21 protein-coding genes are annotated in these 23,996 nt (G+C 71.7%); 10 read left to right on the top strand and 11 right to left on the bottom strand.

Annotation, left to right across the window (positions count from 1 at the left end):
- Position 1: 1 nt before the first annotated feature.
- From UW392_RS24435 to UW392_RS24425, 3 genes are read left to right on the top strand one after another with little or no spacing between them, the layout of a single operon-like run.
- Entirely contained in the window at positions 2 to 4,144 is a 4,143-nt protein-coding gene (locus UW392_RS24435) for a glutamate synthase-related protein (RefSeq protein ID WP_320777252.1), read from the top strand.
- A 47-nt stretch (positions 4,145 to 4,191) separates the two neighbouring features.
- Positions 4,192 to 5,940, top strand: coding sequence for a sulfite reductase subunit alpha (locus tag UW392_RS24430; protein ID WP_320777251.1), 1,749 nt, complete (start codon positions 4,192 to 4,194; stop codon positions 5,938 to 5,940).
- 2 nt (positions 5,941 to 5,942) lie between these two features.
- Positions 5,943 to 6,872 carry a hypothetical protein gene (locus tag UW392_RS24425; protein ID WP_320777250.1) on the top strand — a complete coding sequence of 310 codons (930 nt, stop codon included), beginning with the start codon at positions 5,943 to 5,945 and terminating at the stop codon, positions 6,870 to 6,872.
- A gap of 162 nt (positions 6,873 to 7,034) precedes the next feature.
- Here the strand turns inward: UW392_RS24425 and UW392_RS24420 are convergent, their stop codons facing one another.
- The 3 genes from UW392_RS24420 to UW392_RS24410 form a co-directional block, all read right to left on the bottom strand.
- Positions 7,035 to 7,544: a hypothetical protein gene (locus UW392_RS24420; RefSeq protein WP_320777249.1), complete on the bottom strand. Its 510-nt coding sequence runs from the start codon at positions 7,542 to 7,544 to the stop codon at positions 7,035 to 7,037.
- A gap of 71 nt (positions 7,545 to 7,615) precedes the next feature.
- Complete coding sequence (locus UW392_RS24415; RefSeq protein WP_320777248.1) at positions 7,616 to 8,113, bottom strand: hypothetical protein; 498 nt, start codon at positions 8,111 to 8,113, stop codon at positions 7,616 to 7,618.
- A 79-nt stretch (positions 8,114 to 8,192) separates the two neighbouring features.
- A complete protein-coding gene (locus tag UW392_RS24410; protein ID WP_320777247.1) occupies positions 8,193 to 8,390 on the bottom strand; it encodes a hypothetical protein in 198 nt (65 codons plus the stop codon).
- A gap of 273 nt (positions 8,391 to 8,663) precedes the next feature.
- Here UW392_RS24410 and UW392_RS24405 point away from each other — a divergent pair, with 273 nt between their 5' ends.
- Positions 8,664 to 9,224 (top strand): hypothetical protein, encoded by a 561-nt coding sequence (locus UW392_RS24405; protein WP_320777246.1) that lies wholly within the window; start codon positions 8,664 to 8,666, stop codon positions 9,222 to 9,224.
- Between the two features lie 26 nt (positions 9,225 to 9,250).
- Here the strand turns inward: UW392_RS24405 and UW392_RS24400 are convergent, their stop codons facing one another.
- On the bottom strand, positions 9,251 to 9,559 hold the full coding sequence (locus UW392_RS24400; protein WP_320777245.1) for a hypothetical protein: 309 nt from the start codon (positions 9,557 to 9,559) through the stop codon (positions 9,251 to 9,253).
- Positions 9,560 to 10,066: 507 nt separating this feature from the next.
- Between UW392_RS24400 and ligD the strand changes: the two genes are divergently transcribed.
- Complete coding sequence (gene ligD / locus UW392_RS24395; RefSeq protein ID WP_320777244.1) at positions 10,067 to 11,110, top strand: non-homologous end-joining DNA ligase; 1,044 nt, start codon at positions 10,067 to 10,069, stop codon at positions 11,108 to 11,110.
- A 110-nt stretch (positions 11,111 to 11,220) separates the two neighbouring features.
- Here ligD and UW392_RS24390 read toward each other — a convergent pair whose 3' ends face one another.
- Positions 11,221 to 12,771, bottom strand: a complete 1,551-nt coding sequence (locus UW392_RS24390; protein ID WP_320777243.1) for an Hsp70 family protein — start codon at positions 12,769 to 12,771, stop codon at positions 11,221 to 11,223.
- Positions 12,772 to 12,848: 77 nt separating this feature from the next.
- Between UW392_RS24390 and UW392_RS24385 the strand changes: the two genes are divergently transcribed.
- Positions 12,849 to 13,136, top strand: a complete 288-nt coding sequence (locus tag UW392_RS24385) for a type II toxin-antitoxin system prevent-host-death family antitoxin (protein ID WP_320777242.1) — start codon at positions 12,849 to 12,851, stop codon at positions 13,134 to 13,136.
- Entirely contained in the window at positions 13,129 to 13,581 is a 453-nt protein-coding gene (locus UW392_RS24380) for a PIN domain-containing protein (RefSeq protein ID WP_320777241.1), read from the top strand. The genes UW392_RS24385 and UW392_RS24380 overlap by 8 nt, the downstream gene beginning before the upstream one ends.
- Positions 13,582 to 13,613: 32 nt before the next feature.
- Here UW392_RS24380 and UW392_RS24375 read toward each other — a convergent pair whose 3' ends face one another.
- Positions 13,614 to 14,423, bottom strand: a complete 810-nt coding sequence (locus tag UW392_RS24375; RefSeq protein WP_320777240.1) for an N-formylglutamate amidohydrolase — start codon at positions 14,421 to 14,423, stop codon at positions 13,614 to 13,616.
- A 154-nt stretch (positions 14,424 to 14,577) separates the two neighbouring features.
- Positions 14,578 to 14,775 carry a hypothetical protein gene (locus UW392_RS24370; RefSeq protein WP_320777253.1) on the bottom strand — a complete coding sequence of 66 codons (198 nt, stop codon included), beginning with the start codon at positions 14,773 to 14,775 and terminating at the stop codon, positions 14,578 to 14,580.
- 217 nt (positions 14,776 to 14,992) lie between these two features.
- On the opposite strand from UW392_RS24370, the gene UW392_RS24365 reads away from it, so the two are divergent.
- Positions 14,993 to 16,441, top strand: a complete 1,449-nt coding sequence (locus tag UW392_RS24365; RefSeq protein WP_320777239.1) for a WGR domain-containing protein — start codon at positions 14,993 to 14,995, stop codon at positions 16,439 to 16,441.
- Positions 16,442 to 16,498: 57 nt separating this feature from the next.
- Here UW392_RS24365 and UW392_RS24360 read toward each other — a convergent pair whose 3' ends face one another.
- On the bottom strand, positions 16,499 to 16,921 hold the full coding sequence (locus UW392_RS24360) for a DUF350 domain-containing protein (protein ID WP_320777238.1): 423 nt from the start codon (positions 16,919 to 16,921) through the stop codon (positions 16,499 to 16,501).
- Between the two features lie 191 nt (positions 16,922 to 17,112).
- Positions 17,113 to 19,482 (bottom strand): N-acetylmuramoyl-L-alanine amidase, encoded by a 2,370-nt coding sequence (locus UW392_RS24355; RefSeq protein ID WP_320777237.1) that lies wholly within the window; start codon positions 19,480 to 19,482, stop codon positions 17,113 to 17,115.
- A gap of 399 nt (positions 19,483 to 19,881) precedes the next feature.
- Here UW392_RS24355 and UW392_RS24350 point away from each other — a divergent pair, with 399 nt between their 5' ends.
- A complete protein-coding gene (locus UW392_RS24350) occupies positions 19,882 to 20,082 on the top strand; it encodes a hypothetical protein (protein WP_320777236.1) in 201 nt (66 codons plus the stop codon).
- Here UW392_RS24350 and UW392_RS24345 read toward each other — a convergent pair.
- A complete protein-coding gene (locus tag UW392_RS24345) occupies positions 20,072 to 20,995 on the bottom strand; it encodes an endonuclease/exonuclease/phosphatase family protein (protein WP_320777235.1) in 924 nt (307 codons plus the stop codon). The genes UW392_RS24350 and UW392_RS24345 overlap by 11 nt on opposite strands.
- A gap of 353 nt (positions 20,996 to 21,348) precedes the next feature.
- Here UW392_RS24345 and UW392_RS24340 point away from each other — a divergent pair, with 353 nt between their 5' ends.
- Positions 21,349 to 23,091, top strand: coding sequence for a SpoIIE family protein phosphatase (locus UW392_RS24340; protein WP_320777234.1), 1,743 nt, complete (start codon positions 21,349 to 21,351; stop codon positions 23,089 to 23,091).
- Positions 23,092 to 23,370: 279 nt separating this feature from the next.
- On the opposite strand, the gene UW392_RS24335 is transcribed toward UW392_RS24340, so the two are convergent.
- Positions 23,371 to 23,787 carry a hypothetical protein gene (locus tag UW392_RS24335; RefSeq protein ID WP_320777233.1) on the bottom strand — a complete coding sequence of 139 codons (417 nt, stop codon included), beginning with the start codon at positions 23,785 to 23,787 and terminating at the stop codon, positions 23,371 to 23,373.
- Between the last annotated feature and the right edge of the window lie 209 nt (positions 23,788 to 23,996).

The following is a 23,996-nucleotide window of genomic DNA, read 5'->3' as shown; positions in this document are numbered from 1 at the left end:
GCTGAACCAGGAGAGCTTCCGGTTCATGCTCGACCCGATGCTCGCCGACGGGTCGGAGCGGATCTCCGCGATGGGCTACGGCAACGCCATCAACGCGCTCAGCGACACCGAGGGCGGCATGGCGAAGTACTTCTCGCAGCGCTTCGCCCAGGTCACGAACCCGCCGCTGGACAGCATCCGCGAGGCCGACGGCATGAGCATGCGGGTCGCGCTCGGCCCGAAGCCCGACGGCACGGGGGACGCGAACGGCCGGCAGCTCGTCGTGTCCTCGCCCGTGCTCGGACACCTCGACATGGTGCGGCTGCGCGACCAGCGGATCGTGCCGCTGGAACGGTTCGCCATGCTGTACGAGCCCGTGTCCGGCGACGAGACCGGCAACGCCGACGCGCTGCGGTCCGCGATCGAGCGGCTCTGCGACGACGTCGAGCGGTTCGCCGCCGAGCAGGGTGGCATCGCGCTGCTCAGCGACCGGGCGGTCTCGTCCACCCGGGCGCCGCTGCCCGTCGTCCTCGCTGTCGCCGCCGTCAACCAGCGGCTCATCGAGACCGGGCTGCGGCTGCGCGTCTCGATCGTCGCCGAGAGCGGTCAGCTGCCCTCGTCGCACCACGTCGCGACCGCGCTCGGCTTCGGCGCCTCCGCCGTCTACAGCCTCAGCGCCCGGCTGCGCGCCGAGGAGCGGTTCCCGAGCGCCCCGGCGCCCGCGGGTGAGAAGACCGAGACCGACCGGGCACTCGCCAAGTTCCGCAAGGCCGCCGAGAAGTCCCTGGCCAAGACCATGGGGCGGGTCGGGCTCTGCACCGCCGAGAGCTACATCGGCGGCGCGTTCTTCGAGCCGAACTACCTCGACACCCGCGATGACGTCTTCGCGCGGATCGTCCCGTACATGGAGGCCCCGGTCGGCGGTGTCGGGTTCGCCCGGATCGCGCAGGCCGCGACCCAGTGGCACGAGCGGGCCCGGACCGTGGAGAGCGAGCAGCAGATTCCGCTGCTCGGGCTGTTCAAGGAGCGGTCGGACGGGGCCGGGCACTCCTTCGGGGTGTCCGCCGTGCGCGGGTTCGGGGACATGACCGAGGAGCCGGCCGAGTTCGGCAGGCCCGGTGACCCCGACGCGCTGCGGCTGCTCACGCTCGGGCAGCTCGACGACGCGTTCGGCATCAGCGACACCGCGTACCGGAACACCGGGTACGACGCGCTCAGCGAGGCCGAGATCGACGCCTTCCGGATCACGCCCGGGTACCGGGCCTTCCTGCGGACCACGCACGAGGAGCGGTCGCGCCGGCCGTCCGCGCTGCGGGACGTGCTCGCGCTGCCCGCGGACGTCACGGGGCTGGGCTCGGCGCAGGAGTTCGCCCGTGAGCTGGGGCGGTTCTCCACCGACGGCAACGCGAGTGTCACCGTGCGCGGGGTGGCCGTGACCGCCGTCGGCGACTCCTGCGACTCCTCCTTCCGGCTCCGGCTCACCTCCCCCGGGCCCGACGGCGCCGAACGGCACGCCGCGCTCGGCGAAGGGCTGGCGCGCCTGGGTGAGGCCGAGACTCTCGCCGCCGACGCCGACGGTGTCACCGTCGCCGCCACCGGCGCGGTCGCCCGCCTGCTCGCCCTCCTCGACGCCGCGCCCGACAGCGTCTCCCTCGACGAGGTGCAGCCCGCGCACGAGATCACCCGCTCGCTGGCCTCCGGGGCGATGAGCCACGGCGCGCTCGTGGCGACCGCGCACGAGGCCGTCGCGCACGGCACCAACATGGTCGGCGCGATGTCGAACAGCGGTGAGGGCGGCGAGCACCACACCCGGTACGGCACCATCCGCGGCTCCCGCATCAAGCAGTTCGCGTCCGGCCGGTTCGGCATCTGGGCGGGTTACCTCGCCGACCCGATGCTGGAGGAGCTGGAGATCAAGATCGGGCAGGGGGCGAAGCCCGGAGAGGGCGGCCAGCTGCCCGCGCCGAAGGTCACCGTCGACATCGCCGCCGCGCGCGGCGGCACCCCGGGCATCGAGCTGATCTCGCCGCCGCCGCACCACGACACGTACTCGATCGAGGACCTCGCGCAGCTCATCCACGACTGCAAGGCCGCCCGGGTCCGGGTGATCGTGAAGCTGGTGTCCTCGGAGGGCATCGGCACCATCGCGGTCGGCGTCGCCAAGGCCGGCGCGGACGTCATCAACGTCGCCGGGAACACCGGTGGTACGGGTGCCGCCGCCGTCACCAGCCTGAAGTACGCCGGACGGTCGGCGGAGATCGGCGTCGCCGAGGTGCACCAGGCGCTGCTCGCGAACGGGCTGCGGCAGAAGGTCGTGCTGCGCTGCTCCGGGGCCCACCAGACCGGCGGTGACGTGGTCACCTCGGCCCTGCTGGGCGCCGACAGCTTCGAGTTCGGCACGACCGCGCTGATGATGCTCGGCTGCGTCATGGCGAAGAACTGCAACGTGAAGTGCCCCGCCGGCCTCACCACGAACCCCGAGGCGTTCGAGGGCGACCCGCGCGCGCTGGCGCAGTACCTGCTCAACATCGCGCACGACGTCCGGCAGATCCTCGCCCGGCTGGGGCTGCGGTCCCTGCGGGAGGCGCGGGGACGCACGGACCTGCTGCAGCTCCTCGACCACCCGGCGAGCGTCGGCCGCCTCGACGTGCGCCGACTGCTCGCGCGCGTGCCCGAGAAGGTCGTCACGGACCCGGAGTACCTGGAGAAGGACTACACCACCGATGACGCGCTGATCGAGCAGGTCCGGGCCGCCCTCCTGGACCGGCGCGAGCCGTCGCTGCTGGTCGAGGGCGTCCACCTCGGCAACAGCGACAAGTCGGTCGGCGGGCAGCTCGGCATCGACGTCGAGCGGCTCCTCAACCACGAGCTGGAGAAGGCCGACGTGCCCGCGGTGACGGTCGACGACCGGGGCCGGCGCCGCCTCGTCGACGACGCCGTGCGGATCCGCACCACCGGGTCCGCCGGACAGTCGTACGGCGTCTTCTGCAACGACGGCATCACGCTCGAACACACCGGCACCGCCAACGACGGCGTCGGCAAGAGCCAGAGCGGTGGCCGGATCATCGTCCGGGCGCCCGGCGGCGGCAGCGACGAACGCGGCGGCAACGTGCTGATCGGGAACTTCGCACTGTTCGGCGCGACCGGTGGCCGGACGTTCGTGCAGGGCGAGGCCGGCGACCGGTTCGCCGTGCGCAACTCCGGCTCGACCGCGGTCGTCGAGGGGCTCGGCGACTTCGGCTGCGAGTACATGACCGGCGGCACCGTGCTCAACCTGGGCGGCTTCGGCAAGGGCCTCGGCAACGGCATGAGCGGCGGGTTCCTCTACCAGTACGACCCCTCGGGCGAGGTGGCGCGGCGGGTGAGCGCCGACTCGCTGCTGGTGTTCCCGGTGACCGACACCGCGCACGGCGCCTTCCACGAGGCGGCCGTGAAACTGCTGCTGGCCTGGCACGTGGAGGCCACCGGGTCTCCGCTCGCGGCCCGGCTCCTGGAGGACTGGGACGCCGAGCGGCAGCACGTGTACTGCGGGATGCCGCGTGCGCTGCTGCTGTACCAGGACGCCACCGAGATCCTCGCCGCGGCGACCCGTACGCAGCTCCTGGACGAGCTCGCGACCTCGATCGCGACGGACAAGCTGCGCGCGTTCAAGGTCGACTACCGCGACCGCCGCACCGTGCTCGGCGGCCGGGCCCCGGCCCTCGGCGACCAGGGCAGCGACGACATGTTCTCGCTGCTGTCCTCGTACACCGTGCTCGGCGCCGCGCAGGACCTCGCCCTCCAGCGGGTGCCCGGCGCGACCGGACCCGACGACCCACGCGTCGCCGAGGCCGTCCGCAACCTGGTGCTCACCGAGGACTTCTTCGTCAAGCAGCGCGTGGTGAAGTACCTGCGCTCCACGCTGGACCGCTTCGACGACGGGGAGCTGGCCACGCTCATCGCGGTCAAGCGCCTGGACGACTACAAGCGGGCGCTGAAGCAACGCAACAACCTCAGCGTGGACGCTCCCGGCACCTACGGCTGGATCGTCCACCAGAACGCGAAGAACGCCGGCCGCGTCCGCGCCGCCCGGTTCGACGAGCTCCTCGCGACCGCGGCCCTCGACGACATCGCCGCCCGCCACGCCCACCTTCCGCAGCCCCCCACCGAGGCGGTGACCACGTGACGCTCATGCCACCCACCGGGCCCCTCATGTCCCCCACCGGGTCTCCCATGCCCCCCACCGGGGCCCTCATCCCGGCCGACGCGCCGTTCTCCGCCGCGCAGGAGTCCTGGCTCGCCGGGTTCCTCGCCGGTATCGCGGCCGCCGGGCGCCGGGGCACCACCGCCTCCGACGCGCCCACGACCACCGTCGACGTGCTGTTCGGCACGCAGACCGGCAACGCCGAGTCCCTCGCCGGGGAGCTCGTGTCCGGCGCCCGCGCCCAGGGCCTCGGCGGCCGGGCCACCGCGCTCGACGACGTCACGCCCGAGCGGCTCGCCGCGATGTCGCACGTGCTCGTCGTCGCCTCGACGTACGGCGAGGGCGAGATGCCCGACAACGCCGGGCTGTTCTGGGAGGCGCTGCAGGCCGCCACGGCACCGCGTCTGGAAGGACTGCGGTACGCGGTCCTCGGACTCGGCGACCGGGGGTACGACGACTTCTGCCAGGCGGCGAAGCTGATCGACACCCGGCTGGAACAGCTCGGGGCGACCCGGCTGTACGACCGCGTGGACTGCGACGTCGACTTCGAGGAGCCCGCGGCGGCGTGGACGGCGGCGGTCCTGGAGCGGCTCGCGGCCGAGACCGGTGCCGACCCGGCGGCGGCCGCGCAGGTCACTCCCGCCCCGGCCGCCGCCCGGCCCCGCTCGCAGTGGAACAAGCGCAACCCGTACCGCTCGCGGCTCGCCGTCAACCGGCTGCTGTCCGCGCCGGGCAGCGCGAAGGAGATCCGGCACTACGAGTTCGACCTCGGTGACAGCGGCATCACGTACGCGGCCGGCGACGCGCTCGCCGTCGTCCCCGTGAACGACGACGTCCTCGTCGGCGAGCTCCTCGCGCACCTCGGCGCGAGCGGCGACGAGGAGGCCGACGGCCGTCCGCTCGCCGCACTGCTGCGCACGGAGCGCGAGATCCGTACCCCCTCCAAGGAACTGATCGCCGACCTCGTGCAGCGCGCGCCGACCAGCGAACTCGCCTCGGTCGTCGCGCGCGGCGACCGCGCCGAGCTGGACAACTGGCTCTGGGACCGCGACGTGCTCGACCTGCTGCGCGACGCGGGGTCCGCCGCCCCGGGCCTCGACGAGCTCCTCCCGTTCCTGCGTCCGCTGCAGGCACGCCAGTACTCGATCTCCTCCAGCCCGCTCGCCCACCCGGACCGCATCCACCTCACCGTGGCGTCCGTCCGCTACGGCAGCCGGGACCGCCGGTACGAGGGCGTCACCTCGTCCTACCTCGCCGACCGCATCGGCGAGGAGGGCGCCGCCGGTATCTACCTCCAGCCGAACGCCTCCTTCGGCGTCCCCGCGGACGACGACGCTCCGATGATCATGATCGGTCCGGGCACGGGCATCGCCCCGTTCCGCGGCTTCCTGCACGAGCGGGCCGCGCGGGGCGCCTCCGGCCGCAACTGGCTGTTCTTCGGCGACCAGCACCGCGCCACCGACTTCGTGTACGAGGAGGAGCTGACCGACCTGCGCGAGCGCGGCGTGCTCACCGAGCTCGACCTCGCCTTCTCCCGCGACCAGGCCGAGAAGGTCTACGTGCAGACCCGGATGCGCGAGCGGTCGCGCGAGCTGTACGCGTGGCTCGAGGACGGCGCGCACGTCTACGTCTGCGGCGACGCCTCCCGCATGGCCAAGGACGTCGAGGCGGCCCTGCTGGGCGTCATCGCCGAGCAGCGCGGGCGCGGTGGCGACGACGCCGCGGAGTACCTCGCGGACCTGCGCCGGTCGAAGCGTTACGTACGGGACGTGTACTGACCATGGCGGACCACCATCCCGGGCAGCGACGGGACGCCGACGGCGGTTGCGCGTTCGAAGGCTGCTGTGGCCGGCGGACCAGCAGCGTGCGGCTGATCGACGCGCGGATGCCGGAGCTGGCGCGGTGCCTGACGCTCTTCCGGTACGTCCAGGCGGTCACGGGAGGGCCGGTCGCACAGATCGACCAGGCCGGCAGCTACGCGGTCCCGAGCCTGCGCGGCGACGCGTTCGCCGTCGAGCCGGGGTCGATCACCCTGCGTATCGACCCCGGCGGCGTCGCCTCGGCCGTGGTCGAGCACGACAAGGGCACCGGCTCGGTCGTCCTGCGCCTGCTGGACGCGGACGGACGGACCGTGCACCAGGGACGACTGCTGTCCGAGGGGGACCGGCTGCTGGCCGGACTCGTCGGCACGGTCGACGCGGGGGCACCGGTCGCCAGGGCGTCTGCGGTCCCGGAGGTACCGGCGTGGGAGAACGGCGACCAGCTCGCCCAACTCGACGCGATCCTCGCGGACGGCGGGGCCGCCCGGCGTCACGCGTTCGACCGGTACCGCGGTGAGCACCGCCCGATCGACGTCGGCGTCGTACCCGCGGTGCTCGACCACGTCTGCTCGGTCGGGCTGCCGATCGGCGTCGCGGTGTTCGCCCCGGCGGCGGTGCAGGCGTGCGGCGGCCGCGTGCACGTCACCGACCTCACCGTCGGCGGGCGGGTGTTCGCGGCGTTCGCGGACAGCTCGGTGGAGATCGCCCTCGCCGGGGTCCGGGCCTGCCACCTCGTCCGCGCGACGGCGGCGCACGGCCCGACCTCGGCACTCGAACTCGACGACGAGGACGGGCGCTGCGTCGCGGTCATCACACAGTTCGGAACCGTCGGGCAGCATGAGCACGAGGCGTGGGAGCACCTCACGGCGTCACTGCCCGACGCACGGTAGGGCGTTCCTGACGGTCCCCGATGGCCCCCTGATCTCCGTGGAAGAAGGAGCGGCGTTCGATGCGTGCTCTCGGTGTGTGGTGAGAGCGGCGCTGGCCGCCCGCTGGCAGAAGTACTCTTGGCCATTGACCGCGCCATCTGTCCAGCCATCACGTCGGCCTCCTCAGAGCGCGCCAAGCACTCCGCGCCAGACCCAGCCCGACCTGAGGACGGCGTCCTGCAGGGGGTCGCGCAAGTCCGCACTGTTGAAGCGGAAGGTCTCCGTCTTCTCGAGGCTGCCGTTCTCCCCACGCCTGACCACGTAATGACGTGAGACCGTTCGGTCCGGCCCGCGCGAGTAGGACCCCGACATCCTGAGCTGCGGAGGGTTGCCCACCCGGGTGACTTCCCACGACTCCTCGAGGGCGCGCACTTCGCAGCTCTTCGGAACGAGACGCATGCGGATGCGGACGGCCCGAGTCAACTGTGACTCCACGAAGACGACCTGCCAGGCCGGCTCCGCCATCCGCCACTCCGCCACCAGGTCGGCGTCGTCCGCGGCGCCCTCGCGGACGACGTACGGTGCATCGGGCCGGTTGACACCCAGTAGCGCCGCCCACACCTCCTCGACCGGGCGCGGCTCGACCCCGTCGGCGGGTCGCTTGGTGCCGGTCAGCTTGTCGAACAGTCCCACAGCTTCGACCTCCTGAGTCTCGTGTCGAGATGATGAACGGTGCAGTGTCTGCCGCTTCGTCGGCTCGCTCGCTACGAGGCGGCGTCGGCGCCCGGGCGGACCGTGTGTATGAAGTCCTGGAAATCGCGCAGCACAGAAGCATGCTGCAGTGCGGTGGCCGCCAGGATTAGGCGCACCACCGCCCGCTTGCGCGTATCGGCGACGTCCAGCATGGACAGGTAGACCTGTGACTGGGTCAGGTCCCGTTGCACTCCGCCGACGACGGCGGAGATGGCCAGCGTCTGCGTGTAGCCGGGTGCCGCCGTCGAGCCGAACTCGCGGCTGCCGGTGACCTCGACCGATGTGACGGCCTGACTCAGACGTTCCACGGACCCTTGCGCGATCTCGAGCAGCGTCGCATCGTCCGAGCGGTACTCGCCGTCGATCGTGATGTTCGCGGTGAATCCGGCATCCGGCTGCGGATGCCGCGCAACGAACGCGGCGCCCGGTGCGCCGACTGCATCCGGCGGTGCGGCGCGCCACCCGTCCGGCAGCTCGAACCGGATCGGTACGGGCAGGGTTGTGGGCATCTCGGGCCATCCTCAGTACGGGGTGCGGCAGTATGGGGGTACAGCAGTACGGCGGTATGGCGCTGGACTGCGGGAGTGCTCATCGGAGTCGGCTGCCGATTTCATCGGCGAACCATCCGGCCGCATCCCCCACGGCATCGGCCGCCGAGTCGGCGGTGTCGGCGACCTTCCGCGGGTCGACGGTGATCTCAAAACCCACGGCGCCACCGAGAACGGGGGAGACACCGACTTTGGGGGCCCAGTGCCATGCGCCATCGGCGTCCTTGCTGAAGGTCATGGTCGCCTCCGCGCCAGGGCCTGCCCAGCCCTCGACTGTCGCTCCCGCCCCGATTCCCCCGATGTCCGCACCTCCGGAGGCCCCTGCTTTCGCACCCGCGAACGCCGCACCGCCCAACTGCACGCCATCGACACCGACTCCGGCTGCAGCACTGGCTTCGGCGCCCACCATACTTTCCGCCCGCCCGTACACCCCGATGGGACCGAGGTCGGCACGCCCCTTGGCCGAGGCTTCGCCGCCCGCGGAAGCACCGACCTCACTTCGCAACCCCTCGTGGGTGACGCCGCCGCTCACCCCCGTCTTGGCACCGGCGTACGCCTCGGCCTCACCAGCGAGTCTCATCGGGCCATCGGTGAGGGAGCCCTCCGCGCTTGCGCGGCCGAGCTCAGCGCTCGCCTCGGCTTCGCCCAGCTTGCCGCCCCCGGTGTCGGCACCGGAAACCGACGCCCCGGCTCCGGGGCCGGATGCCTCGGCATCACTTGTGCCGACCCATCCGTCCTCTCTCGTACCTCTCGTACGGGCGTCTCGTCCTCGCCTCTTGGCTTCGGCGGCGCGGACGGAGTCGGCATTGTCGAGGGAGGTGACGACCTTGGGGTTGAAGTCGCTCCGACTCCCACCGACATCCCGGCGCAGCGCCCAGCAGGCGGTCTCGTCGGCGTCGGCGGCGCGCTGCAGGACGTGTTCGATGCGGCGGACGAAGGCGTCGCAGGCTTCCTGCTGCTCTCGGATGGCGGCCTGGCCGTCGGGGTCGTCGCGGTCGCCGTTGCCCTGGGGAAGGTCGGAGCGCGGTGTGACGGTGCCGATGGCGCTGACGTGCAGGTCCCGTTCCGGTGACGGTCGGTCGAGAGCCCGGCTCAGCCCTAGCCGAAGGGCGAGGGATCGTTCGACAAGGAGCGCATGGCCTGTGTGTTCGCGGCCTCGATGCGCTGGTACAGCAGCCCTGAGCCACCGCACTGCCGGGCGAGGTTGTCGCAGTCGGACGCCAGCGTCGCTACCTGGCTCGACCAGGTCTCCGTGAGAGCGGTCAGCGCCCTGCCCAGCCGCCCGTCCCAGTCGCCGCTGCCGAAGTCCCAGGACGCCGAGCGCGTCTCGTCCACGGGATGGGCGCCGACGGTGCGCGTCTGCCCGGCGATCTCGTGCGCGCCGGTGCCCGCGCGGTGGAGTGCCACCGGATTCCCGATATCCGTCCCGGTCCCGATGATCGTCACGCGATGTCCCCCATGTTCAGCAGCCCTTCCACAGCCCGTCCACGACCCGTTCGGGCGGCGACAGGCGACCCACTCATGCCACAAGCACGTCGGCGGGGAGCGAGCGTACAGTCGCAGCTACTCAGCGGAGCTGATCGAACACGACTGGAACATCTCCGCCGTCGGCGACACCCCTTGCTCGCCATCCGGGTACAACCGTCGGCACACCCGTCCTGTAGAGGCCGTTCATGCCGACAGGCACCTCTTCGGCCCCGCTCAGCTCACCCACGCTTCGGGACGCCCGAGCGCGAACAGGTGCGCTTGAGGTGCACCCGATGGGGCGCAGGGCCGACCCCCTGTTGACCCCACTCACTCGTGGGTCATTCGTGTGCCGGAGTGAGTCATGGGGTACCCGGCACCGGGCCGGGCGGAGAGGAACGGCGAGGTCTCCTCCCCGGCCGTCACGGACACCGGAAGGGGCTGACCCCGATGCCGGACCCGCCTGCGGACCTGCTCAAGACGCTCCCGGCCGACGAGCAGCGACTGCTGCGCCCGGCGCGTCCGGGCGCCGAACTGGTCTCCCGGCCGATGGCCGCCACCCTCACCGACAGACGGGTCTTCTCCGGTGGCGACTGGATCTTCGAGCGCAAGCTGGACGGCATCCGCGCGCTGGCGGTGCGGGAAGGGGACGATGTGCGCCTGTACTCCCGTACGGGCAACCGTCTCGACGCCACGTACCCGGAGATCGTCGAGGCGCTCGCCGTGCAGGACCGGGTGGACTTCACCGTCGACGGGGAGATCGTGGCGTTCTCCGGGGACCGCACGGACTTCTCGCTGTTGCAGCAGCGCATGGGCCTCACGCGGCGCCGTGATGTCGAGGCGAGCCCGGTCGTCGTCACGTACTACCTGTTCGACCTGCTCGGGCTGGACGGCGCGGACATCAGGGCGCTCCCGTTGCGCGACCGGAAGTCGTTGCTGCGCCGCGCGCTCACCTACCGGGCCCCGCTCCGTTTCACCTCGCACCGCAACAAGGGTGGCAGCGAGCTGCTGTCCACCGCCTGCGACCGCGGCTGGGAGGGCCTGATCGCCAAGCGGGCCGACAGCCCATATCAGCCGCGCCGCTCCCCGGACTGGCTGAAGCTGAAGTGTCTGCAGGGTCAGGAGTTCGTGGTCGGCGGTTTCACCGCGCCGTCCGGCAGCCGCATCGGCTTCGGTGCTCTGCTCCTCGGTTACTACGAGAACGGCGCCCTGCATTACGCGGGCAGGGTCGGCACGGGCTTCGACCACCGCACCCTGGTGATCCTGCACCGGTATCTGGAGGAGCTGCGCGTGCCGGACTCACCCTTCGCCGACCGGGGCCGCATCCGCGAGGGTACTGCCCGGTGGGTCCAGCCGTGTCTGGTCGCCCAGGTCTCGTTCGCCGAGTGGACCCGGGACGGGATGCTGAGACATTCGAGCTTCCTGGGTCTGCGGGCGGACAAGGCCCCGGAGGAGGTGGTACGGGAGCGGCCGGTGGGAGGAAAACGCACGTGAAGCATCGGCCGCGCGTCATGCCCGTGCCCGTGCCCGAACACAGTGGTAGGGCGCCAACATGGCCAGGTGATCAGGCGATGACCGCCCAGCCCACGTCAGCGGCTGTTACCTCAGTCCCCTCCCCCGTGGCGCCACGCACGTACGCGGAGTGAAGATCCAATGTCCCTTCGTGTGCGTCGCTCCCAGACACGCCCCTGCTCACGGAGCCAGGGATAACGGTCGTGGAGTTCCACATAGTTGTCGTTCGTGACGACCATGGCATGTGACTCGTCGGCGATGGCCGCCACCAGTGCGTCACCTTTACCTTCGGTTCCGGCGGGCGGCTGGATGATGTCCCCCTTCCCCAGAGCCGCCGCAACCGCATCGCGTTCGTCATCGGCCACCATGTGCCGGAAGCTCGCGTCGACGACCAAGTGGATCTCTGCACCCGGGTACTTCTTCGCGTGCGCCGCACGCGCCTCCTGCAACTGGGCGAAGCTGGGGCGGTCGTCCGGCTGGTAGGAGTCCGGCCGGACCGGCGACCGCCCGATCCAGGCCAGGTTGGAGCCGTCGACCACAAGGGCGTGCGGGCCGTCGGACACCGGCCCTGTGGGTTGGGCGCCCTGCTCGGTCGCATCAGCACCGGTCGTCACGGCCGTCACCGAAGCGGGGAAAGTGGTGTTCGCGGACAGCAGGTCGTCCAGCTCCTCGCGTACCTCCGGCGTGGGACCACCAGAACCGAAGCTCTTCACCTCCTCGTCGACGACGACCTGGCCCGTGTGTTCAAGAGTGGCCTTCACATGCAGCAGACCGTCGGAGTCATAGGTGTACTCGAGGTCAAAGCGCGATTCTTCCCGTTTCCGTGGCGTCGGGTAGTTCAGCGTCAGCTCGGTGAGCTGGACGTTGTCCAGGTCGGTCAGCTCCTTGTCGGCGTCTCCCTCCCAGATCTCCACAGTGAGCCTGCGGGCGTGATCACGCGTCGGCGTGTAGCTCTTCCGCTCGCTCCACGGCAGCGGCGAGTTGCGCGGAATGATCGTGCTGAACCTGCGGCCTTCGCCGTCCTGCACGACGGTTCCCAGAGCGTGGCTGTTGGCTACCTGGATGACCCCGTCCGTCTCCTTCGCCAGTACGGCGGCCGCGATCGAGGCGCCTCGGGCCACCGCGGTCATCGGGTCGCACAGTTGGGTGGGAACCGGTTCCGTCTGCAGGGCTTCCGCCACCGCTGCTCGTACGCTCGGGATCTGGCTCGTACCGCCGATCATGAGGATGTCGTCGACGTCGAGGGGAGCCATGTGCAGATCCCGCAGACACTCCTCGACCGGGGCGAGCGCACGGTCGACGAGGTCCGTGATGGCCTCCTCCAGCTCCCCCTGGAAAATCTCCACCGACTTGCCGTCGGGTGTCATGATCGTCACGGAAGGCTCGGAGGAAAGGAGAATCTTGCTGCGCTCGACGTCGAGGCGGAACTGACGTTCCTGCGCGGGCGCCCACTCCCGGCGCGCCGGCGCCCTGTCCAAGACGAGTTTGCGCAGCCGTCGGTCGATCTCGAGGCCGCCGAGTTCCGTGACGCCGCGAGAGGCACGCTCCTCGAAGAATCCGTCGACGTAGTCGAGGACGGTGACGTCGATGGTGCCGCCGCCCCAGTCGAAAACGAGGATCTGGGAGTGATCTGCTGGGCACACGATAGCGACCGCTGGAAACAATCGCCCCTACAAGCTCACCCCGAGTCGGCCCGTAGAACGAGTAGTACGCTAGAGGAATGAATGACAGGGCGGAGGTTCCGCTGAGGGAGCTCAATCAACAGACGTCGCGCGTCCTGGCCCGTGTGGCCGCCGGGGAGACAGTGACCATCACCAAGGACGGGGTGCCCATAGGAGACATCGTGCCCCGCGGTACGCCCACGGCCCCGCCCGCCTACCCGTTCCGCACCGACCCCATGGGAGACCTGGACGTCCCGGACCTCGGTGGTCCCGTGCTGGACGATGACGAGATCGATGCGACGCTCCAGGGCATGGGCGAGCCCGGAACCGGGGCAGCGCATGACTGACATCCCGGTCGCGATCGCCGACACGAACGCCCTGTACCGCTTGTTCACGCCGAAGGACCCTCACCACCGAGCTCACCGGAAGGCACTGGCCCGCACAGGTCACCTCGTGGTGTCACCCATGGTGCTCACCGAGCTGGACTACCTGCTCACCTCACGTGTCGGCGCCGGGGCAGCCAAGAACGCACTGGACTTCGTCGCCCGCCAGACGGAAGCCCGCCGATTCGAGATCCCCGATGTCTCGCCGCACCTCCGCAGTGCGATGGCGGTGATGCGGGGATACGCCGAGACCGATGGGGGCAAGGGGGTTGGTTTGGCGGACGCGATGAACGTGGCGCTGGCCGCCGCTTTTCAGACGGCTGACATCTTCACGACGGACAGGCACTTTCGCATGATGCGGCCACTTACAGGCCAGCCGGCCTTTCGATTGCTCCCCGAAGACCTGTGAACCCGCACGACAGCGGCCCTCGCCGGGCACGGCTACCGCCGCGCCGACCCGCTCACCGCGTCCACGAGCTCGGCGAGTGCCTTCGCCACCGCCCCGAGACCCGGGCCAGCCGGTCCGCCCGGCTCCGTCATGTAGACGTCCCGCCGGATCTCGATCATCAGGGCGCTGACCCGCGGGTCGTTCCCGTAGTACCTGAGCGGGACGTACGCGCCAGCGAAGGGACTGTTGACTGCGGTACCGCCGAAGCCGTCGAACGCCTTCCGCGCCTCGTCCAGCAGCTCGGCCGGGGTGTGGAAGTCGTCGTGGCCCAGGCAGACGGGCGGCCGGGGGCCGTCGCTGTGGAGTTCGTAGGGCAGGGGCTCGGTCGGGTAGGAGTGGACGTCGATGACGACGGCCCGGCCGACCGCCTCCAGCCGCTCGGCGACGGCGTCGGTCACGGCGGCGGCGTACGGCCGGAAGTACCGTTCGACCAGCGGTTCGCCGTCGTACCCGGCCGGGCGGAGGACCTCCCGGTGCGTCGTTCGCGTGTACACGGCACCCATGCCGACCGACAGCATTTCCTCCCGCTCGTCGGGGAACCGCTCCGGATCCACCACGAGCCGCGACAACTGGTTGACGAACTGCCAGGGCGTCGCGGCCGACCGTACGGCGGCCTCCGCGGCGATCCGGGCGGTGTGCGCGTCGGTGATGTGGTCCAACTCCCGATCCAGCGCGCCGTCGTCGAGGACGATGCCCTCGCGTACGCCGGCCGGTATCGCCCGCGAGGAGTGCGGTACGTGGAGGATCACCGGGGAGTCGGGGGCACCCGGGACGAGCCGGTAGGAGGGCGCAACGTCGTTCACAGGGGCTTCCTCGCCGTCTGGTGTGGGGCGTGCATCGGTGGGCCTATGGTGCGTCTGCCCACCTGATGGCTGTTCCCGCGCACCGTACCGAAACGGGGTCGAGGGTTACCGTCTGCCGTCTGCCGTCTCGCCTCGCCTCGCCTCGCCTCGCCGGCTAGGGCAGGTACCTCTCGATCACCGAGGGGCCTTCTTCCTCGATCAGTTTCCTGGCCTTCTCGACCCTCTCCGGGGTCACGTCCGCGCCCGTGGCCCTGACCAGGTCCTCCGGGTCGTAGGGACGCTCTCCACCCGACCACAGCCGGCGGGGGCTGCTCCCGGTCCTCGTCCTCGGTCCGCTGTCCGGTTCCGTCATGGTCATCGACCTCTCTCCGTCGTGCCGCTACCTCCTGCGCCCCCACCACCAGCTTGCCTCCAACCCCGGCAGACAGCGTGTCGAGCGCCGGGTATCGAACACGCGCTCGGGCCCCGCCGCGCGGTCCGGACGATTGTCAGTGCCCCCCTCTACGGTTCAGTCAGTGGGACCCGCGGAGAACGCCGTAGGCCCTGACCTGGGGAGAGGTCTGTCTGCCATGTCGACGACGTCGAAGACTTATCTGGAGCTGTCGCAGGACGGCGGGGGCGCGCACAAGTTCTATGAGGTGACCGTCCAGGGGCAGACCGTGTCCATCCGTTACGGACGGATCGGTGCCGGCGGGCAGACGACGACGTCGACCTTTCCCACCGCCGAGAAGGCGCAGGCGGCGGCCGCCAAGAAGATAGGCGAGAAGGTGCGCAAGGGGTACGCGCCCGCCGTGCAGGGACAGCGGGCGCCGCGCTCGGTGACGCGCCGTCAGGTGACCTCCGCGCCGTCCACGGCGCGCGCGGTGGCTCCGGTGCTGTGGCGGTTCCGTACGGGGTCCTCGGCGTTCGGCATCCACATCGACGACGAGCGGTGCTGGGTGGGGAACCAGTCGGGAGACGTCTACACGCTCGCCCACGGTGGCGAGGTGCTGGGCCGTTACCAGTTGCCGGACGGCGTGAAGTGCCTCGTCGCCGACGACTTCTGGATCTACGCCGGCTGCGACGACGGGCGGGTGTACGACCTGTCGTCCAAGCTGCCGTTCGCGGCCTATGACATCGCCGACGACGTGGACATCTTCTGGCTCGACATCCATGAGGGTGTGCTGAACGTCGCCGACCGTGCCGGGCGGCTCACCGTCATCGACCACGAGGACGAGCACCAGTGGGCGCGCGGCGGGCGCGGGGAGCACGCCTGGATGGTGCGGGCCGACGACCGGGCCGTCTACCACGGGCACTCGCACGGTGTGACGGCCCACTCCCGCGACGGCGTGGCCGAGTTGTGGCACACGCCCACGCAGGGCGGCGTGCTCTTCGGCTGGCAGGAGGACGACGCCGTGTACGCCGGGACCTCGCACCGTGTGGTCCAGCGGCTGTCGAAGGCGACGGGCGCCGTCGAGGCGACGTACCGGTGCGACAGCCCGGTGTACTCGTGCGCCACCTCGCCCGGCGGGCGGTTCGTCTTCGCGGGGGACTCCGCCTCCTCGGTGTACTGCTTCGACCGGGACGGCACGCGGCTGTGGAAGCTCGGCACGGGCGGCGGGTCGGCCCTGTCGATGCAGTACCGCGACGAGCGGCTCTACCTGGTCACCACGGACGGCTCCCTGGTGTGCGTGGACGCGAGCGAGGCGGCGGTGACGGCCGCCCAGCAGGGTTCCGTGCCGGTGGCCCGCGACATCAAGCTCGCCGCCGCTGCCGCGGTGCCCACGTACGCGCCGGTCACGGCGGCCGCGGCCGTGACGGCCGTCGCCTCGGTGCCCGCGGGCTCGGTGGTCGTGGAGTGCGTGCAGGAGGCCGGACGGACCCGGATCCACGTGGTCTCGCCAGGGTACGAGCCGTCGTGGAACGTCCAGTTCCCGCGTGCGATACGGGAGCCCGGCGCGCGGTACGTGGTGGACGCGCTGCACGCCGCGTCAGGCGGGTTCTACCGGGTCCGCGGTGACATCAGGAGGTTGGTGTGACCTCCTGACCAGCGGCGGCGCGGAGCACGGGCCGTACGGAGACTCAAGCCGTGCGTGTCAGGCGATGGACGCCGAGACGACGGCTGACACCGCGAGGTTGCAGGACGCCGTCACCCAGACCGCGGGGTGCGGCTCCGGCTCGACCAGCGTCGCGCCCAGGCGCCCGGGCGTCACCAGGTCCACCACCCAGAACGCCACCGCCATCATCACCAGTCCCAGCAGCCCGAACAGCGCGGTCGACAGCAGTCCCTTGCCGAAGTCCTCGTACGTCGTCCAGATGGAGGTGAACACGATGCCGCCGATACCGAGCAGCGCCGAGCTGAGCACCACGGCCGCGTTGCGGTTGCGCTCCTGCCAGATCTGCCGGCCCAGCTTTCCGGGCGTCAGCAGGTCGACCAGGAATATGCCGAGGACCAACAGGACCAGGCCCAGACCGCCGTAGGCGGTGGCTCTGCCGAGTCCGTCGAGGATGTCGCTCATGAGGTTGCCGGCTCCGTAGCGTGAGTGAGGGATCGTGAGTGATCGCGGGCGGTCAAGGCGATCCGCAATGTAGCGCACTCGCCTGCTGATTGACCGGTACTGTCCGGCAACTGATCGAGTCCGTACGGCCGGCCACCACCTGCCGACCGTACGGACCGAATGTGCACCGGGAGCGTGCGGTGCCGTGTCGGCTACTTCAGGTAGACCAGGCCGTCGGTGGTGACGGCGGGGCGGCCGGTGGTGCCGAGCACGACGACCTTGACGGTGTGCCTGGCGCTGCCGGACCAGGTCTTGGTCCAGATGGCGTCGCGGTACTTGGTGCTGCTGGACTTCAGGTCGACGGTGGCGGCCTTCTTGCCGTCGACGTAGATGTCCGCCTTGCCCGAGGTGGCCGCGCGGGAGACGACCCAGGAGGCGGAGCGGCCGGTGAAGGTCCAGGTGAGGGAGGCGTTCTTGGCGGAGCTGCTGTAGGACCTGCCGCCGAGGTAGCTGCCGGAGGACTTGGTGGTCCAGGTGCCGCTCTTCTTGCCCGCGGACTCCTGGAGGATGACGGGTGCAGCGGAGACGGTGGCGGTGCCGGTGTTGCCGGCCCGGTCGTGGGCCGTCATCGACCACTTGGTGGCCGTACCGGACTTGGCGGTGTGGTGGGCGCTGGTGACCGTGGGGCCGTACGTCTTGGCTACCGGGGTGGTCAGGCGCACTTCCTTCAGCGCCGCGTTGTCGGTGGCCTTCCACCTCAACGTCAGTGGGACGGCGGCGGTGTTGACCGTGCCGGTGCGCAGCGCGACGTTCGGCTTGGTGGGGAAGGTGGGGGCGGTCTTCTCGGCGACGACGGTGACGGCCGAGGTGGTCGTGCTGTTCCCGGACTGGTGCACGGCGCGCACGGCCACGCTGTGGGTGCCGGCGGTCAGGGTGACGGCCTTGGAGGTGGCGGTGCCGGCGGTGGTGGCGGCGACCTTGCCGTCGACGAGGACCTCGAACCTGGAGATGAGCGCGGTCGGGGTGGTGGCCGACCAGTTCACGGTGGCCGAGGCCTTGGTGTAGTGGGTCGTTCCCGAGACCCCGGTGCCGGTGACGGACTTCAGGGCCAGGCCGGCGACGGGGCCGCCGGACCAGGCGCGGAGGGTGGCGAGCTGGTTGTAGAAGGCGTCGCCGGGGCACTGGGTGTTGTAGCCGTCGCGGTGCCCGTGGATGGTGGGGACGGTCAGCTTGCCGCCCCTGGCCCACGACTTGCCCGTGTAGCTGCGGCCGCCGTCGCCGGCGGTCAGGGTCGTGGTGCCGGTGGGGCTGACGCCGTACTGGCCCAGCTTCCACGCGGCGATGCGCGCCACCGAGACCATCGCCGCCTGCGACGGGGCGGTGGAGGTGTAGGTGCCGAGCACGGAGATGCCGGTGGTCTCGGAGTTGAAGCCGTAGGCGTGGGCGCCCATGACGGGCTGGTCCACGCCGCCCTTGCGGCCCTCGTAGACGGTGCCGCACTTGTCGACGACGAAGTTGTAGCCGAGGTCTTTCCAGCCGAGCTGCTTGACGTGGTAGGCGTAGACGCCGCGGACGACGGCGGGTGCCTGGGCGCAGGTGTAGTCGTTGGATTCGGCGGTGTGGTGCACCACGACCGCCTTGATTCTCCCGTCCGGCAGGTAACCGGGCTCCTCCGGGCTGATCGACTCGTCGGCGCCCCACTGCGCGCGCGAGGTGATCGCCGGGCGCGGCACCGTGGACGGCGGAGCCGGCGGGACGACGACCGTCGCACTCGGAGTCGCCGACGACGCCGTCGGCGTCGGGGAGGTGGGCGCCGGGGGCTCGTCGGTGGGTTCGGGGCCGCCGGTCGCGGGCTCGGTGGTGGGCGGAGGCTCCGCGGCGGGAGGCTCGATGTCCGTGGGCTCGGGATCCGTCCCGGGGACCGGGGGCTCCGAGGTGGCGGTGTCCGGCGGTTCGACGGTGGAGGCATCGGCGGCAGGTGGCTCGTCGACGGACGACGGCGGCGTCTCGTCCAGTGCGAACGCCGCCGGTTCCATCGCGCTGTCGCCGGTGGCGCTCCTCGTTCCGGTTGCGGCGGTCACTCGGGCGGCACTGCTGCCGTCGCCCGGGTCGACCATGTCCAGGCGCAGGCCGCTGGGCAGTTCCGCCGTGCGCCCGCCGTCGATACGGACCTCCACGCCGTCCGAGGGCCCGACCCACGCGGGCTCCGTCCCCCCGCGGTCCGCGCCGCTGTCCCCCTGCCCGCTGTCGCCGTCCAGCCGGAGCCACCGCGACCACTCCCCCGAGCCGGCGGCCCGGGTGCGCACCTCGACCGTGCCCGCCACGCGGGCCGACGGCTCGGTCCACGTCACCCCGACCATACTGAAGGGGTCCACGCCCTCCCGCCGCAGTGCCGCGCTCCGGCCGTCGGCCCCGGTCTCGACCGGCAGCGTGTCCGCCTCCGTGCGCACCGGCCCGGACACGCCGTCGGCCGCCCGGACCCCACCGGGCGCCTCGTCGGACGTGTAGTGCACCACCAGGGCCCCCGTCACCGCGGTGACCGCCGCGACCGCCCCCATGACCTGTATCCGACGCCGCTTCATGCAGCTGCCGCCCCTCTGTATCCCCACCCGAACGAAAGAAAGGGGCTCCGACCGGAGCCCTCGCGGCCGGCGAGATCGCGGGGCCGCGCAGGCGATGAATGTACATCGCCATTCGGGATGTCAACGCCCGGACCTGGATGCACCAGGGGATACCTGACAGCCGTCCCAGGAAATGCCATGCCGGTTGTGCCGGTGATACCGGTGATGTCGGTGATCTTCTGGATGCTGGTGCTGAGGGTGCGGAGACTCCCCCGACGAGCTCCCCGATAGGCTCCGGTGCCCATGGGTGTCGTACGACTCTGGAGCCGGGTGCGCCGGACGGACAGGCCTGCGGCCGCCGTGGTGGGCACGGGTAACGTGCTGCTGTGCGGTGTGCTCCTCGTGTGGGGGACCGGAGGCATGGCACCGTTTTTCGAGGTCACCACCTTGGAGGAGGAGAACGCCGCCGAGGCCCTGGTGTTCCGGACCTTCGGCGGCTGGCTCGTGGGCGGGCTGCTGCTGTTCGCCGTGCTGGGCATGGGGCGGACCCTGCTCAGCCATCTGGCCTCGCTGCTCCTGCCGCCCGCCGCACTGCTGGCGTTCATCGCGCTCAGGGCTTGACACGCGCTCCGTCGAGGACCACCCGGGCGGCGACCGGCAGGTGGTCGCTGCCGGTGGCGGGCAGGGTGCGGAGGTGGGCGACGGTCGCGGCGCGGGCCATCACCTGGTCGATGCGGGCCAGCGGGAGGGCGGCGGGGAAGCTGAGGGCGAAGCCGCGTTCCGCCACGGTCATCCGTGAGGTCAACGGGGCCAGTCCGCGGTCCTCGACCGTGCCGTTGAGGTCGCCCAGCAGGATCACCGTCCCCAGCGGCTCGGTGGCGACGGCCCGGCCCAGCAGGACGGCGCTCTCGTCGCGCCACGAGGACGCCAGGCCGCCCGCCCCCACGCGTACCGAGGGCAGGTGTGCGACGTACGCCGCGATCTCGCCGTACGGCGTGTGGACCACGGTGCGCAGACCGCGGCTCCAGTCGTCGGTGATCGCCCGGGGTCTGATGTCCAGCAGCCGGGTGCCGGTCAGCGGGTACCTGGACCAGAGGCCGACGGTGCCCCGGACCGCGTGGTGCGGGTACTCCGGGGCGAGGGTCTCCTCGTAGACCGCCAGTGCCGGGGGCTCCAGTTCCTCGAGCGCGATGAGATCGGGGCCCGTGTCGGCCAGGGCGCGGGCGGTGCCCCGCGGGTCGGTGTTCTCGTCGCTGACGTTGTGCTGCACCACGACCAGTTCGTGCGCGCCGGGCCCGGCCGCGGGCAGCAGCAGCCCGCCGAAGAGGCACGTCCACGCGGCCACCGGCAGCAGCAGCGCCATGAGGGCGAGCGCGGAACGGCGCAGCAGCGCCAGGCCGAGCAACACCACGACCGCCCCGCCGAGCCACGGCAGGAAAGACTCCAGCAGGCTGCCGAGGCGGCCCACGGAGTTGGGTACGACCCGGTGGAACACCAGCAGCGTGGCCGTCAGCGCCGCGAGCACGGCCGGCACCCGTCCCCGCGTCCAGGCCGACCGGCCCGCGTCCTGCTCGGTCCTCCGGCTCCTGCCCGTTCCCTCCGTCCCCCGGCTCCTCCGCGCCGGCCGCCCCGCCCGCCGGAGCACCGCGGTCACCGCGGTCACCGCCGACGGCACGCGTCCGCCGCCCCGCCCCTGTCCCACCATGGCTCCCATCCGCTCGCTCTCGTCTCCCAGGACGAGTCACCAGGTGATTCAGTTGCCGTTCCACTCGCTGCTCTGCCGAGCGGACCCGGGTCCCGGATGCATTCGTCGCCGAAGGCCGGGAACAAGTCGTGCCACAACGCCCGGCGAGAAAGCTCGCCGGAACGAACGGCAGAATACGACGGGTGAAGAACGTGCCAGGTGAACATGACGCCCTTGACGTCAGCGCGGACGAAGCGCTGATCTCGGCGTTGTTCGCGGCCGCGGACGCCGGCGTGTACGCCGTCGACGACGCGGGCACGGTGATCGCCTGCAACCCGTGGGCCGAACGGCTGCTGGGGTACGAGCCGGGCACGCTGATCGGGGTCAACGCCCATCGCGCTCTGCACGCCGTGGGCGTCGCGGACACCGTGGGCGGAGGGGACACCGCCGAGCCCGTCCAGCATCCGATCCTCGCGGACGTCGCGCTGGGCAAGCGGTCCAGTGGCGACCGCGCCGTACTGCTGCGCGCCGACGGTACACCGCTCCAGGTGTGGTGGACCGCGGCCCCGCTGCCCGCGACGGCGGGACGCGGGCAGGGAGCGGTGGTGGTGTTCCACGACGTGACGGCCCAGCGCACGCGGGAGGGGCACCGCGCGGAGCGGTACGCGCACAGCGAGACCATGCGTGAACAGGCCGAGTTCGATCTGGCGGAGATCACCTGGCTCGGTGAGCTGACGCTGGCCGTGACCAGCACCCTGGAGGCGGACGAGGCGCTGCACCGTCTGGTGCGCCAGCTGGTACCCCGCCTCGCGGACACCGCCCTGATCGACCTGGCCGGTGCGCATGCGCACCGCCGCGCGGCGAGCGCCCACCACATCCCCGGTGTCCTGCCGGCCGGCCCTTCCGGCAGCGGCAAGGAGCTCCCGGACCACCCTGCCCACCACGCGGCCATCACCCGCGTGATCCAGGGCTGCGGCACCCAGCACCTGACGCACCTCGCGCCCGCGGCGCACGACGAGGCGAACCTGTTCACGCTGGTGGAGGCGGAGGAAGCGCTCGTCGTTCCGCTGCGGCTGCGGGCCAGCACCTTCGGGGCGCTGACCCTGACCCGCGCACCGGCCGGCCCGCCCTTCAACGAGGCCGACCGGGTCCTGGCGGAGGAGGTGGCCCGCCGCATCAGCCTGGGCCTGGACAACACCCGCCTGCACGCCGCCCAGGCCGACATCGCCACCGCGCTGCAGCGCGCCCTGCTCACCGACCTGCCGGAGGTCACGGGCATCGAGCTGGCCGCCCACTACCGGCCCGCCCAGCACGCGGCGGAGGTCGGCGGCGACTGGTACGACGCCTTCTTCCTCGACGGCGGCGACCTCGCGATGGTCATCGGCGACGTCACCGGACATGACATCCAGGCCGCCTCCCGCATGAGCGAACTGCGCAACATGCTCCGCGCCCTGGCGGTCGACCGCCCCGAGGAGACTCCCGGCCAGATCCTGCGCCGCCTGGACACCGCCCAGGCGCGCCTCACCCTCGCCGACTCCGCCACCGCCGTCCTCGCCCGGCTGCACCGGACCGGCGGCGGGTGCTGGCAGGCGTCCTGGTCCGTCGCGGGCCATCCCCCGCCCCTGCTGATGACCGCAGGCGGCACCGGCACCTACCTCACCGGCGCGCACGCCATGCTCCTGGGCGTGCGCCCCACCGCCGAACGCCCCACCGCCCGCACCCTCCTGCCCGACGGCGCCACCCTCCTGCTCTACACCGACGGCCTCGTCGAATCCCGCACCCGGGGCATCGACGAGGGCATGACCCGCCTGCGCCGGCACGCCAGCACCCACCGCCACCTGCCCCTGCGCGAGTGGTGCGCCAAGCTCGCCGAGGACCTCGGTGACACCCGCGACGACATCACCCTCATCGCCGCGCGCGCCCCGGTCCGCCCGCGCACCGGCTGACGCGGACGGCCAGGCGCCGAAGGACCGCCGCGACGACGTCGTACTGGCGACCGAGGTGCAGTGGACGCCCCACCTGAACCCGGACCGCTTCGATCCGTCGGCGCCGCGCACCGCCGCGGAACTGCAGGTGGCCGAGCAACTCGTCGCCGTGGCCGAGGAGGTGGGCCGCTCGCTGCCCGAGCCGGCCGTCGCGTTAGCTCGGCCGGATCCAGGTCCGCCGCCTGACGCGGGACGGAGCGGCAGAGCAGGGCGGATGAGCCTGCGGGGCCGGCGGACCGGTCAGGTGACGGTGCGGCCGAGGTAGCCGGCCAGGTGGTCGAGCGCGGGCGCGTCCCGGGGTACGGGCTGCGGTGGGGCGAAGGAACCGCCGGTGGTCCGGGGCAGGGGGCCGTAGATCTCCCGGACCACCGGGAGGGCCAGTTCGGTGAGGTCGGGCACCAGGTCACGGGGGCGCCCGAGCGCGGTGGCCAGGTCCCGGCCGTGCACCAGCATCTCGATCACCAGCTGCTCGACGAGCCGGCGCCCGGGCGCCGGGCCGAACCGCCGGTCGGGCATGCCGGGGCGGCAGAACGCCGTCAGCGCTCCCCGCTCGGCCGTACGGAACGCCTCCACGTGGTCGTCGGCGAGGTGGTCGGCGGCGGGGTCGGCCGGAGGAGCTCCCTCGGCCAGACCGGCCCACAACGAGTTCTCCCACACCAGATGGCCGAGAGCAGGGCGCGCACGTCCCAGTCGCCGCAGGGGGTCGGACGGCGGAAGAGGCAGAGGCGTCCTACGACCGCCCTCGCGGCTTGCCGCGCCGGCCGCTCTTGGACCCGCCGGAGCCGCCCGAGCCGCCGGACGCGCCCCGGCCGCCCTTCCCGGACGCGCTCCTGCCGCCCTTCCCGGCAGCCGGCCTGCCGCCCGCC

The organism is Streptomyces sp. CRN 30 (assembly GCF_034105845.1).
Note: the sequence above shows the minus strand (reverse complement) of the source record. Positions and strands in the feature narration are given on the sequence as shown.

Bases quoted from the DNA above. Each gene is read 5' to 3' on its own strand.
- UW392_RS24355 (WP_320777237.1), bottom strand. From the start codon at position 19,482: ATGAAGCGGCGTCGGATACAGGTCATGGGGGCGGTCGCGGCGGTCACC.
- UW392_RS24430 (WP_320777251.1), top strand. From the start codon at position 4,192: ATGCCCCCCACCGGGGCCCTCATCCCGGCCGACGCGCCGTTCTCCGCC.
- UW392_RS24380 (WP_320777241.1), top strand. From the start codon at position 13,129: ATGACTGACATCCCGGTCGCGATCGCCGACACGAACGCCCTGTACCGC.
- UW392_RS24365 (WP_320777239.1), top strand. From the start codon at position 14,993: ATGTCGACGACGTCGAAGACTTATCTGGAGCTGTCGCAGGACGGCGGG.
- UW392_RS24370 (WP_320777253.1), bottom strand. From the start codon at position 14,775: ATGACGGAACCGGACAGCGGACCGAGGACGAGGACCGGGAGCAGCCCC.
- UW392_RS24415 (WP_320777248.1), bottom strand. From the start codon at position 8,113: ATGCCCACAACCCTGCCCGTACCGATCCGGTTCGAGCTGCCGGACGGG.
- UW392_RS24410 (WP_320777247.1), bottom strand. From the start codon at position 8,390: ATGACCTTCAGCAAGGACGCCGATGGCGCATGGCACTGGGCCCCCAAA.
- ligD (WP_320777244.1), top strand. From the start codon at position 10,067: ATGCCGGACCCGCCTGCGGACCTGCTCAAGACGCTCCCGGCCGACGAG.
- UW392_RS24360 (WP_320777238.1), bottom strand. From the start codon at position 16,921: ATGAGCGACATCCTCGACGGACTCGGCAGAGCCACCGCCTACGGCGGT.
- UW392_RS24425 (WP_320777250.1), top strand. From the start codon at position 5,943: ATGGCGGACCACCATCCCGGGCAGCGACGGGACGCCGACGGCGGTTGC.
- UW392_RS24385 (WP_320777242.1), top strand. From the start codon at position 12,849: ATGAATGACAGGGCGGAGGTTCCGCTGAGGGAGCTCAATCAACAGACG.
- UW392_RS24350 (WP_320777236.1), top strand. From the start codon at position 19,882: ATGGCACCGTTTTTCGAGGTCACCACCTTGGAGGAGGAGAACGCCGCC.